Origin of the sequence: Nocardia amamiensis, assembly GCF_015477605.1 — a bacterium.
Taxonomy (GTDB): domain Bacteria; phylum Actinomycetota; class Actinomycetes; order Mycobacteriales; family Mycobacteriaceae; genus Nocardia; species Nocardia amamiensis_A.
The window spans coordinates 1-12,234 of the sequence record NZ_JADLQX010000061.1; the positions used below are offsets into that span (position 1 = coordinate 1).

6 protein-coding genes and 3 pseudogenes are annotated in these 12,234 nt (G+C 64.4%); 3 read left to right on the top strand and 6 right to left on the bottom strand.

Features of this window, described 5'->3' with window-relative positions; translation table 11 throughout:
• Positions 1-119 precede the first annotated feature (119 nt).
• From IU459_RS35610 to IU459_RS35620, 3 genes and pseudogenes are all read right to left on the bottom strand, one after another.
• Positions 120-694, bottom strand: a pseudogene (locus IU459_RS35610) (IS1380 family transposase); the annotation flags it as partial.
• 451 nt (positions 695-1,145) lie between these two features.
• A complete protein-coding gene (locus IU459_RS35615; protein ID WP_195134002.1) occupies positions 1,146-4,076 on the bottom strand; it encodes a helix-turn-helix transcriptional regulator in 2,931 nt (976 codons plus the stop codon).
• Positions 4,077-5,516: 1,440 nt separating this feature from the next.
• Positions 5,517-6,912 (bottom strand): annotated as a pseudogene (locus IU459_RS35620) (IS1380 family transposase).
• A gap of 220 nt (positions 6,913-7,132) precedes the next feature.
• Here IU459_RS35620 and IU459_RS35625 point away from each other — a divergent pair.
• The gene (locus tag IU459_RS35625) at positions 7,133-7,939 is read left to right on the top strand and encodes an IS5 family transposase (protein ID WP_228838972.1); all 807 of its coding nucleotides are present in this window, start codon (positions 7,133-7,135) and stop codon (positions 7,937-7,939) included.
• 231 nt (positions 7,940-8,170) lie between these two features.
• Here the strand turns inward: IU459_RS35625 and IU459_RS35630 are convergent, their stop codons facing one another.
• Positions 8,171-8,392: a hypothetical protein gene (locus tag IU459_RS35630; protein ID WP_195134004.1), complete on the bottom strand. Its 222-nt coding sequence runs from the start codon at positions 8,390-8,392 to the stop codon at positions 8,171-8,173.
• A 964-nt stretch (positions 8,393-9,356) separates the two neighbouring features.
• A complete protein-coding gene (locus IU459_RS35635) occupies positions 9,357-9,581 on the bottom strand; it encodes a hypothetical protein (RefSeq protein ID WP_195134005.1) in 225 nt (74 codons plus the stop codon).
• Positions 9,582-10,168: 587 nt separating this feature from the next.
• Here IU459_RS35635 and IU459_RS40590 point away from each other — a divergent pair.
• Both IU459_RS40590 and IU459_RS40595 read left to right on the top strand, forming a co-directional pair.
• A pseudogene (locus IU459_RS40590) lies at positions 10,169-10,441 on the top strand (helix-turn-helix domain-containing protein); the annotation flags it as partial.
• Positions 10,442-10,502: 61 nt separating this feature from the next.
• On the top strand, positions 10,503-10,799 hold the full coding sequence (locus IU459_RS40595) for a DDE-type integrase/transposase/recombinase (protein ID WP_228838971.1): 297 nt from the start codon (positions 10,503-10,505) through the stop codon (positions 10,797-10,799).
• A 38-nt stretch (positions 10,800-10,837) separates the two neighbouring features.
• Here IU459_RS40595 and IU459_RS35645 read toward each other — a convergent pair.
• A protein-coding gene (locus IU459_RS35645) for an IS3 family transposase (RefSeq protein WP_195134006.1) occupies positions 10,838-12,087 on the bottom strand; the annotation gives its coding sequence in 2 pieces (ribosomal slippage) (positions 10,838-11,823 and positions 11,823-12,087; 1,251 coding nt in all).
• Positions 12,088-12,234: the final 147 nt, after the last annotated feature.

The following is a 12,234-nucleotide window of genomic DNA, read 5'->3' on the forward strand; positions in this document are numbered from 1 at the left end:
CACAGATACAACCATGATCGGCGGCACTCCGCCCTCGGGATGCTCAGCCCCATACGCTACGAGCAATCCCTGACAGACGCAGCCAAGGCTGCTTGAAACCCTGTCCACCATTCGGGGTGAACCTCAGCGGACAGGTCCATGCACAACGTGGCCGCCAGCGGTGAAAGTCCTTTGCGCAGAACCTGTTTACCGGCAAACTTGGTGTGACCGTAGGACGCGCCCTGCTTCTGATGGCCGTAGACCGGCCGCAGCAGCGAGTCGATATCGACGTTGCATCGCGTGTCAGCACCGGGAAGCAGGTCCGTTCGCCCAGCCAGCGCGCACAGGTGCTCGGCCATCACCGACTCCAGCTGTTTGGCATGGCCGAAGGTGAACTTCCGCAACGCAGTTCCTACCGTCGAGGGCGCATACACGCCGTCGAACAATTCGGTCATCCCACCGCTGCGCAGCAGGTCGATGTCCTCGATGCTGTCCGCACCAGCAGCCATCCCAGCGATCAGCGTGGCCAGCTTCGGCGCGAGGTTGGCAGATCCGGACTTGATCCGTGGCCAGACGATAGCGACCTTATCGGTCAACATGCTGGTCAGACCGGTTTGCCCGGCCAGAGCCATCACCGGCACCAGCCCCACGCACGACACGAGGTTGTCGTCATCGAACATCGCCGAGTCCCGGCGAACGTGTGGAACAATCGCACTGAAAGTGTCCGCCTGTCCTGGTTCTGATTGTTGCCTGAAGAACACCAATCATCCCAGCTCAGAGGGCACTTTCTTTATTTCAACACACCCCTACCCGCAGATTACGTCGGTGGATTCAGGCTAAGCTCGCCGAGGCTCCGATCTACAGAAAAAGAGCCCGGTCCGTGTCCGTTTCGCGTACGAGGGCGAGCTCATCACCACGACCCTGGCCGATGGCGAGTCGGCGAGGCCCTGGTGCAAGTAAGAGTCGATCCCCGATACTGCCACCACGGCCAGACGAACATGGGGGAGTCAACTCCTGCGGCCTGAGGCCTCGTGGGAGCCGCCGGAGTCCCGCCCGACCGGAGACCCGACAGCTGTGCGCACCGGCGGACGGGCGATCGCAGAACGGCTGGTGGGCAAGCATTGCCTCGATCTTTCCCCGGGTAAACGGCCGACGAAAGATCGAGGTCAGTAAGGCCGAGGGAGGTGGTCACGGTCGGTTCGCTTCATCGCTTCGGCAACGCCGGCACGGGTTGAAATACCCAGCTTCGTAAAAATCCTCGCGAGGTGTTTTTCGACAGTTTTCGGACTGATGAACAATTCCGCGGCGATCTCGCGGTTGGTGTACCCTTGCATGACGCGGCTGGCGATGCTGCGTTCGCGTTCGGTCAGGGCCAGTGGATCTATTTGATCGTCGGTCGCGGGCTTTCGCTGTACGCGTTTTCCGAGGATTCGAAGCTCTTTCGCTGCCTCGTCCCGAAGTCGTGCGGCTCCGGCATCACTGAAGATGGCGTGTGCGAGTTTCAGTTCACGTTCTGCCGATGTGGACGCGCCGAAGCGCGCGAGGGCAGAACCTGCCGTCAGCCGGGCGCGGCTCGCCCATACCCGCATCTCCACGGCGTCGAAACGTTCAGCGGCCTGTTGGGCGAATTCTGCGGCTGCCTCGAGTTTGCCCTGTGCGGCGTATACGCGGGCCCGCGCGCAGAGTGCATGCGCGTCACGGGAACGTAGGCCGGTAGCCGTGGCTTCCTCGATGTATTGGACCAGCTCCTCGGCGGCGTCGATCCGGCCGGCGGACAGTTCGGCGGTGACCAGTGCCTGATGCCAAAACGGGCGTGTGCTGGGGGGCACACCGGAGAGTTCGTGTCCTCCGGCGGACAAGATCTCGTAGCGGCCTCGTTCGATCGCTCCCGCTTCGATCAGTGCCTCGCCGTAGCATGCGTGAGCCAGCCATGCGAACAGTGAGTCGGGTCTGCGATCGGCCGCTCGTACTGCTGCTTGTCCGGCCGCTACCGCCGCCGACAGATCACCTCTCTGGGTCTCGATCCAGCACCGCAGGCCTTCTGCCGTACAAACCAGCTGATCGTTGTCCAGTAGCAGCGATGTTTCGACGGCGGCCTCGCTGGCGCGCCGGGCCGCATTAAGCTGTCCGAGCATCAATTTCGCCGCGCCCTCACCGAGAGTGAAGCGGACGAAAGTGTGGCCGTTCCCGGTTGCGCGGCTGACGTGCAGTCCGCGTTCAGCGTGTCCGTTGGCCGCGCGAAAACGGTCAGCGGCGTTCTCTGCATAGACCAAATCCGCGAGAGCCTCGAGCAGTGTGGGAGTGAGGTCGACGCCGCGCGCATCCAAACCAGCCGCGGTGAGGTCGAGAAGATTTTGTGCCATTGCGATGTCACCGTGGACAATGTCGCTTCGAAAGCTCGTGTACCAGGTGAGTGATGCGGTCGCGGCGAGGAGTAAGTCAGGATCGCCGAGCGACTCCGCCTGCGCGCGAGCATGCGCAGCGGTCTCGAAGGCGCGTTCCCACTCACCTCTCATCAGATAGTTCTCGCCAAGTTCCCGGCGCAAGATCACCGTATCCGCGCTTTCCTCGGCTGCCTGGCCGAGAGCTGTGACAATCCAATGGTGCGCCTCTTCGGCCCGTCCCATCCCATGTTCGGCAGCTGCGATCATCCCGATGATCCGTACCCGATCCCCGACCGAACCAGCCGGAAGCATCTCCAACGCCCGCTCCAACGCCATGCGGCTATCCTGCAGAAGTCCAGCTGAAGCGAGAGCACTTGCTTGTGCGATGGCCAGTGAGCGCCGCCGTTCGGACCCGCTGGCTCCGGGTATGAGGCGCAGCGCGGCGTCGAACCATCCAGCCGCCGCCGCCGGCGCTCGGGCTACAACCGATTGCCCGGCCTCGGTCAAGACTGCGACGGCATCCTCGTCGCCGACCGTCGCCGAGCGCTCGACGTGATGCGCTCGTACTCCGAGCGGCGCGCCGCGTTGGGTCAGAGCCTGCGCTGCCCGCTTGTGAGCGACCAATCGCCAGCCCGGCATCGTGCCGTCGTAGACCACACGACGCACGATCGGATGCCGGAATCGAAACCGTCCCGGCACATCGGTCGGCCGAACGAGATCCCCCGTGACAAGCTCGTCGACGCAGTTGAGCGCACCGGCCTCGTCGATATCCCCGATCACACCTGCCAGATCCACTTCAAATGGGTCACCAGCCACTGCCGCAGCCTGAAGCATCCTGAGCGAATCGATCGGCAGGACAGCCAGCTCTTGGGCGATCGTCGCACTGAGCGCGCCAGGGATGTCGTGCTCATTTCTGCCCGCCGCTCCGGGTGCGGGAGCCGCTCTACCCTCTCCAACCGTCCGTGCCAGCTGCTCGAGATAGAAAGGATTTCCACCACTCTCAGCGTGCAAGGTCCGAACGATAGGCGATTCCGGTCGCTGCCCTAACAGGTCAGCGGCCTCGGGCAGCGTCAGCGGCGCCAACTCGAGCTTGTACAGGAAGCTCTCGCGTGTCGCTTGCTCGATCGACTCGACCAGGATCCGCGGCACCTGCCGTCGACGGTATGCCAGTGCGAGCACCATTCCTGGCACCAGGTGCCTCAGTACGTAGCTCAGCAGCTCGGCTGATGCCGGATCTGCCCATTGCACGTCGTCTAGCGCCAGGAGCAGAGGGCGGCGGCGGACGAGTCGCTCGAATGCGGCCCGAACCACGCGATGGAACTCGAACCGTTCCACTTCCAGTCTGCTCGCGAGCTGCCGCCGACTGCTTCCTGCCAACGACGGTAGTACCGCCGCCAGTTCGGCCAGCCGGTCCTGTCCCAGCCCCACGACAAGTTCGGTCTCCAGCATCCGGAATCGCTTATCGAGCGCTTCGACCACGAGACCGAACGGAACCTCCTGCTCGAACTCCGATCCGCGTCCTGTCAAAACATCGAAACCTGCTGTGACAGCTCGTTGGCACAATTCGCCGAGGAAGCGGGTCTTGCCGATGCCCGGTTCACCCAGCACTGCCACAGCGCCCGCTGAGCCCGCCCGGGCAGAAGCCAACAGCTCCTCCACCCTCAGCAGCTCGAGCGACCTGCCGACCAGTTTCGAGCCCGGATCAGCGCCCACACCCATAAGAATTCTCAAGCCTCCCGAGCGATGCAGAGGTGAAGCAGCACGTCATTGATCGCTCCTCAGTGTGTCCTGCACTAGATGCCGGCACCGCAGCTCCGCAACGCTGCGTTCGCCCGTCGACCTGCGACTATCCACCCTGCCACAGATGCCGGTAAAACACGCCATGAACCCGCAGCCATACAACGACAGCCTCGGTTGCATCGCGTTGCCACAGGGGCACGTTTCCACGGTCTACACCCCTGGCGGTATGGGGGAAATACCTACGATCCTATCGTTGCGGGTCGGTTCTGTGGCTGACAACCGGAGCCGTCACGCCGATCCGGAAGACGACGCCAGCGACCGGCACGAAGCCGGACGCCGATACCCGTCACGTCAGGCCGGTGACGTTCCGGCCTGGCCGAGATGCCGGGCAATGAACCGGGCCGCGCTGTCGACCTCGAACCGGGCACCTCGCCGTGTCCGTCCCCGTCGGCGTGCAATGCCCTTTCCTTCGAAGCGAAGGCGTCGAACGACTCCGGGAGGAAAAGACATTTGACGACCGGATCGTTATGGGGGAAATGCTACGTTGTGCCACAGGATTAGCGGATGTCGCATGCTTACCTGCGACGTAGCGTTTCCCCATAACGATCCATTTTCTGGAGTGGGAGGGCTCGGATTGTGGCACGCATTATTCGAGTACTTCGCCCCGCCCCGAGCGTCGGGGGTTTGTGCGCGCGGACGGGCGGATACCGCCTTCGGTCATCACACGCAGAAGCACACCTGCGGGACCTCGAGGGCCACGATGTCGCCCGAAGCCGCGATACTCACCACGCATCCGGTGCGACGGCAGGCACGAGGTGGTCGCTACTCGTCGCGCTGGGCGAATCCTCGGAGCGGTCACGCGAGCGGTTGTGATGCATATGTCCGAGCGGCACCTTGCTGTTAGTTCACCGACAAGGGTCTTGTGTTGCACTACCGCGCGGAGCAAGGTGTCGCGGAGGAGTTCGCAGCCTCGGCGCGCGGCAATGCTTGGTGCATCGGACCACGGCCGACGACAAGGTCTCCGCGGGGATGAAACCGCTTCCACACCAACGTCTTCTCGGTCCATGACCACCACATGCCAGCGGAGCCGCTGTTGCCGGAGTTCGGCCCGAAGCCGCAGAGTGGAGGTCCGGTGGACCAGCGGGCGCTGTTCACCGCAGCGGTGCTGCGCCGACTGCTGGGCTTGCGGAGCGCAGCGAGGCGGGTCCGCGGGCAGTGGAGACGTCTCCCGCGGCGCTCAACTGCCGTGATTCCGGGTGATTCGGCGCGTGCTTAGCCTGAATCGGTGGACTGGGGTTTTCTGGTTCGTTCACGCGCCTGCGGCGCGTGAACGAGTGTGTTCGGGCGTGGGGTAGCTGCTGGTCTGCCCAGCTTTTCACTGTGGTTCCTGGTCGTGGGGTTGGGGAGTTCCGGTCAGGTCGCGGCGGGTGCGGTGGTGTCGAAGATGGTGTGCCACAGGGTTTTCCATGGGTGTTTCCAGGGCCAGTGGGCGGGTAGGTGCAGGACCGGTCGGCGGGCGGGTCGGGCGAAGCGGGCGGGAACGCAGACCAGGTCGCGGTGAAGGGTGGCGCCGCGGGCGACGGCGTGCCGTGGTGATCCGGTGAGAGCGCCGGCGGCGCGCAGCAGGTTGTGGGTGATCTGGGCGCAGATCGCCCATACGGTATTGGCCGGGAAATACCCTGATGGCAGATGCGCCAGGGGGCCGTCGATGAGGTCGGAGATGACGGTTTCGATGACGGCGTGGCGGCGGTGGACCAGGGCGGCCGTGGCGGTGGGCAGGTCGGAGTTGGTGGCGAACGGGTGATACCGCCAGATGGGGAACAACCCGTCGCGGTAGTTGGCGTCACGGACGCGGCGCACGATCAACCTGACGCTGATCGCCCGGCGGCCGGTGCCGATGGTGTGGGTGGTTTCGGCGACCTCGGCGTCGGAGATCCATTCCCCGGTGTCGGGATCGCGTACCGCGCCCGGGTATTTCACGCCGATCCAGGCGTGGTCGGGAATGGCTGCGATGGCCCGGTCGACGGCTTTGTTGCGGGTGATGGTGAGAGAGAACTCCGCGTCGTGCGCGAGCGCGGTGCGCATGATCTTCTTACTGCCGAACGCCGAATCACCGCGCAGCAAGATCTTGCCCGGCGCCGATGTCACGGGCGGTGCCGATCGCCGAGGCCACCTGGGAGGCGGCACCACGGGCGGACCCGGCCCGGCCCGAGCGCAGCCGCATCTCGGCGATCACCGGCGCCGAGGTATCGGTGGACAGGGTGGTCAACAACGGCGACAGGCCCCGGCGCAGCACGACCTTCCCCGCGATCTTGGAATGCGCGAACGACGCGCCCTGCTTGGCGTGCCCGTGCACGGGGCGCAGCACCGAGTCGATATCCACATACACACGCCCGGCGTCCGGGTCCAGCAACGGTGTGCGCCGCGCCAACGCAACCAGGTGGCGGCGGGCGACCGCGGCGACCTGCTGGACATGGCCGAAAGTGAACTCGCGCAGGAAAATTCCCAACGTCGACGGCGCATACACCTCATCGAACACCGTTGCAGTGCCGCCAGAGCGCAACAGATCGGCGTGGTCGATGTGATCAGCCCCGGCCATCATCGCCGCGACAATCGCCGTCAGCTTCCCCGCTGGGTTCACCGCCCCCGAAGCTACCCGTGCCGAGTCAATGTCCACATGATCGTCGATCAACTCCGAAAGCCCTGTCTGCTCGGCCAATTCCATGACCGGCACCAGCCCCGCTGCCGACACGAGATTATCCTCGTCGAACACAGCAGACTCCACACCGAACGTGTGCGATGATCTCACTGAAAATGCCTCTCGATTCCTGCATGATCCTGGCCTCGACAACCACGATCATCCCAGGTCGGAAGGCATTTTCTTTATCTCACACGCCGACTGTGACTAGCACCCCATCCACGGATTCAGGCTTAGAGATCAGTTCAGAATGAGTCGGCGTGTCGGTTTGGCTTGTGGGGCAATGGTTCCCACACTTCTCGGTGTGGTTGACGGGGTTGTGACTGATGAGTTGTGGGCCAGGTTGGAGTCGTTTGAGTTGTGGGCCAGGTTGGAGTCGTTGATTCCGGTGCGGCAGCGTCGGTTTCGCAACCCGGGGCGGCGCAGGGTCGATGACCGGGCGGCTCTGGAGGGAATCCTGTGGGTGGCGCGTACCGGCATAGGGTGGAACCGGGTGCCCACGGAGTTGTTCGGGGCCTCGGGCGCGACGTGCTGGCGATGGTTGGCCGAGTGGCAGGAAGCGGGGGTGTGGCAGCGGCTGCACGAGAACCTGCTCACCGAACTGCGCGCCGCGGGGAAACTGGAACTGTCGGCCGCCCTGGTCGACGCCTCGCATTTGCGGGCGCTCAAAGGGGGGGACCATGTCGGTCCCAGCCCGGTCGACAGGGCCAAGCCCGGTTCCCAGCACCACCTGATCACCGACACCAACGGCACACCCCTGGCGGTCACCCTGACCGGCGGTAACCGCAACGACGTCACCCAGCTCATCCCGCTGGTCGACGCCCTGCCCGCGATCGGCGGACGTCGCGGCCGCCCCTGGCGCAAACCGCCGCGGCTCTACGCCGACCGCGGCTACGACCACGACAAGCACCGACGTTTGCTGCGTGCCCGCGGCATCGTCCCGATGATTGCCCGCCGCCGCGGCGTCGAACACGGCTCCGGGCTCGGCGTCGTGCGCTGGCCTGTCGAACGGAGTTTCGCGTGGCTGCACGCCTTCAAACGCCTGCGAATCCGCTACGAACGCCGCGCCGACATCCATCAAGCGTTCCTCAGCCTCGCCTGCTCGGTCATCTGCCTCCGCAAACTCATTCTGAACTGATCTCTTAGCATGCGACGGGGAAAGCCAAGCCTACATCAACGTTGTCGTATACGGCCGTCGCTGTCGCGACGCCGCGGGTCGACGTGCCTTACACGAGTCTGCACACCGAACTTCCGGGGTGCACCACGACTGACGGTCGCCATTGTTCGATCGGCAGCCTCCCACAGTCCAGGACGGTTCCCCACCAGAAGCGTGCTGAGGGGGGAGTGCCAGCGGTTTGGCTCACTGGCTTCATTCGGCGCGGTCTCGCGCATCCGCGATGAGCGCGTGTGCCCGGCGGATGAGTTGGAATAGTTCCAAGCGGTGGGTGTGATCGGTGATGCTGGTCAGCACGTCGTCTTCCAGACGCTCGAGGCGCCAGAGGATCTCGTCGACCGTCGCAGTGTCGGCGGCAGAATCGAGCCGCTGCAACTGTTGGATCAGTTCACCGAGGCGGTCTTCTAAGCCACGCATGTGGGCGTTCTTTCTCTGAGCAACCCCACCGGATGGGAGCACCCTACGGGATGGAGGCGCGGACGTCGGGGAGGATGCCTTATATGGCATCGAGCTGCTCGACGGAGGTCGGTGGCCGTCGATAAGCTCGGCATGCCCCCCTGTGGCACGGACGTGGGTGGCGCGAGTATGTCGATAGCGCTTCCTACTGGGTAGGTGGCGCGCGGACGGATACGAGATGGCACACGCCGCGCAGTATGGGTCCCCCGGCCCGAGGGCCACAGGGTCAGCGGACCGCCCGCTGCAGATCCGGCCTCTGTCCAGCGCTGTCGCTGGTCGGGCTCCACACGGGATACCCCAACGGCGCATCAACGTTGAGCAGCGTCGACAAGCCCGGCGGACCAGGCAAGGAAGGTAGCGGGCCGCCCCCGAGTCGGCACCGTCGGCGCCGACTCGGGGGCGAATCACGAGCAGAGCCGTGCAACCGGCGGGATTGTGCGGATGGTTGTCTAGTCCGAAGACCGCACTGCAGGAAACCACGGGCGATGAGGGGGTCCGAGGTGGCAAGCCGCCCGATGCAGGCTCACTCGTGACGATTGGAGGTGATCGGGATCCGATCGGGTGACGATTCAGATGTGCTGGTCGGTTCTGATCTCCCAGTTCTCGGTGTCGGCTAGGTGCGGGTGTCCCGCCCCTGTCGCCAACCTCCTTGCCGACGCCGTTGTAGGGGGCGGGCTATATAGGCGATGACGTCATTACCAGGGTCTACGTTTCCTCACCACAACCAGCATGCGCAATTAGGGAAACCCCTACATCGGCAATCGAAGTGCGGCATGCTGGCGGAGGGTGACGACTATGTGTGCGATCGGCAAGGCCCGAATGCATGTGGGCGCTTGGTGATCGATCGTGTCGCGGGTGTGCTGATCTTGGACCGTTGGCGGTTCTTGTCGCTGTGGAGGCTCAGGAGTTGCTTGACCGAATGTCATCAGCTGATGCTTGACCGCCGGTTGGGGGTGTTCCTTTGCCGGTGGCGTAGAGGCGGCGATCGGTTTTTCGCGCTCCTGCGGGGCCGGACCGCGATTTCTTCTTCACCGTGCATGATGCGCAGGTGGGTGTCCTCGATGACGACGGTCACGAGTTTGCCGCGATGGGCGGACCCGAGCTTGATGCGTTGGCCGGCGAGGACGGATGCGTCCGGATTCGTGAACACGTCGCTGGGCTCGGAGGGATTCGGCTGGCAACGGTGCCGGTGGTAGCTGGGTGGTGGGTGGTGACCGTGACGCCGCAGCCCGCGTCAACCTCCGCGCTCACAGTGAGTGCCGCAGACAAGGACGACCCGTTCACACTCGGATTCGCCGCAGAGGCTGCCGAGCTGATCGCGCGGCTGATCGCGCCTGCCAGGTTCCCATCAGGGCGTTGTCGGGCGATGGCGTGCATGCGTGCTCGTCCTGCGCAGGGTGACGGTGCGGCCTGTCCAGGCGAACCCACGACGTGGTGATGTCCGCCGATACAGACACTCCCGCTTTGTCGACGACGCGGTCGATCTCGATCGCGGTCCCGGCTGGGCGGGTTGGCCCAGACGCATACCATGCGGCCAATGTTGGAGCCGCCCGCTGGCCAAGGTGATCTCACCACTGGCTGGCACCCGGACCTCCAGTTCGACTGTGCCGATGGGAACTGTCAACTATAAAACTGACGGAGATGGTTGACACTCGGATCCTCTGATCCGTAGGGAGATTCGGGTGAGTGAGCCTGTGTTGGACCGCGAGGTGCGTCGGCGCCTGGCGGTCCTTCGTTATGTCGAGGAGGTCAACCGGCAACGTTGCGATGACCTGCCGGTACTTCGGCATCAGCCGTCCCACGTACTACACGTGGCTGCGCCGCTACGAGACCGAAGGCGTCGACGGTCTACGGGACCGATCCCGACGGCCACGGACCAGTCCGACCGCGACCCGCGCCGAGGTCATCGAGAAGAGGATCCACCTGCGGCAGCACTACCACTTCGGACCGGACAAGATCCGCATGTACCTGCAGCGCTACCACGACATCGAGATCAGCAAATCCGGCGTGTGGCGCATCCTCAAACGCCTCGACATGGGCCGATTGCCGGCCTCGCAACGCTACAAACGGCATGATCGGCCGCTGGAAACGCTACGAGAAACAGAGGCCGGGCCACCAGGTTCAGATCGACGTCAAATTCGTCGACCCCCTGCCCAGCAACACCGCTGCCAACAGCCCGGCGGCCAAGCCGGTTGGTCGGCGCGGGAAGTTCTACCAGTTCACTGCGATCGACGACTGCACACGGCTGCGGATCATGCGGATCTACCCGCACAACAACCAGAAGACCGCGATCCAGTTCCTCGACTACGTGCTCTCGCAGCTGCCGTTCGCAGTGGAGACGATCCAAACGGACAACGGGGTGACCTAACACGACAGTGAATCGCCCCGGATTCCGTGCACACCCGGTTATCTGTCTCCAACCCGTTGCTCGGAGCAGTTGGCATAGTAGTCGGCTTCGTACTCGACCGGTGGCCGTCGGCCGAGCCGGTGCATCAGCCGCGATCCGTTGAACCAGCTGACCCAGTCATGGGTGAGTAACTCGACATCAGCCAGCCGGTTCAAAGGACCCCGCCGGAACGGCGAATCCTCACGCACAGCCTCGGTCTTGTAGAGTCCGATCGTGGTCTCGGCCAGAGCATTGTCGAAAGCGTCCCCGACCGACCCTATAGACGGACGAAGTCCCGAAAGCATAAGTGTCTCACCAAATTTCACTGATGTGTACTGCGACCCGGCGTCCGAATGATGGATCGTGGACCCGGTCCACGGCCGTCCCTGACGCGCCCGCAACGCCGCGGCCTGCCGGATCGCCGATTCCACGAACGCGGTCTGTTTGCTGGTCGAACATTCCCAGCCCACGATCCGACCGGCGTAGGCATCGACAACGAACGCCGTGTAGACGAAACCGCCGCCCGCCAACCGCACGTAGGTGAAATCAGCGACCACCAGCAGATTCGGAGCCGGAACCCGGAAGTTCCGGTCGACCAGATCCGACGCCCGCGACCCCGCCGGATCGGCCTCGGTGGTGCGAATCGCCTTGCGCCGCATCACACCTTTCCACCCGTTGGCGCGCATCAGCCGCTCCACGGTGCATCTGGCCACCGGGATACCCTCCCGTTGCAGATGCCCCCACATCTTCTCCGCACCGTAGAGCGATTCAGGTTTACAGCGCCCACGCTCGTCGGGTTCGTAGTAGCCGGCCAAGATCTCGGTGATCGCGGTGTCCCACAGCTGCCGCTTCGACGGTGGCCGCGACAGCCAGGCATAGAAGGTTCTCGGGGCGATCTTGACGCCTTGCGCGGTTAGCGCACGGCAGATCGGAGCGACCCCGAACCGAGCCCGGTGCTCGGCAATGAACACGCAGACTACTTCTGTCGCGGGTCGCTCGCCCGCGCAAAGAAACTTGTTGCCGCAGAGAGTATCTCGATTGTCTGCTCGAGCTCGGCGATCTTGCGCTTCTGCTCCCGGATGATCCGGGACGCCTCGGTCGTGGTCCCCTCGGCCTCACCGGAATCGATCGCGGCCTGACGCACCCACTTTCGCAAGGTCTCCGCGGTCATCCCCAACCGCGCCGAGACCGCCTTCAGCGCCGCCCACTCGCTGGCATAGTCGTCGCGGTGCTCGACGACCAGCCGGACAGCCTTGGCCTTAGCCTGGATCCGTGGAGTGGGGTTCTGGCTCGTTCGCGCGCCCGGGGGGGGCGTGAACGCGCGTGTTTCGGGCATGGGGTAGCCGCTGGTCTGGCCAGCTTTTCCACTGTTGTTCCTGGTTGTAGGGATGGGGCGGTCCGGTCAGGTGGCGGTGGG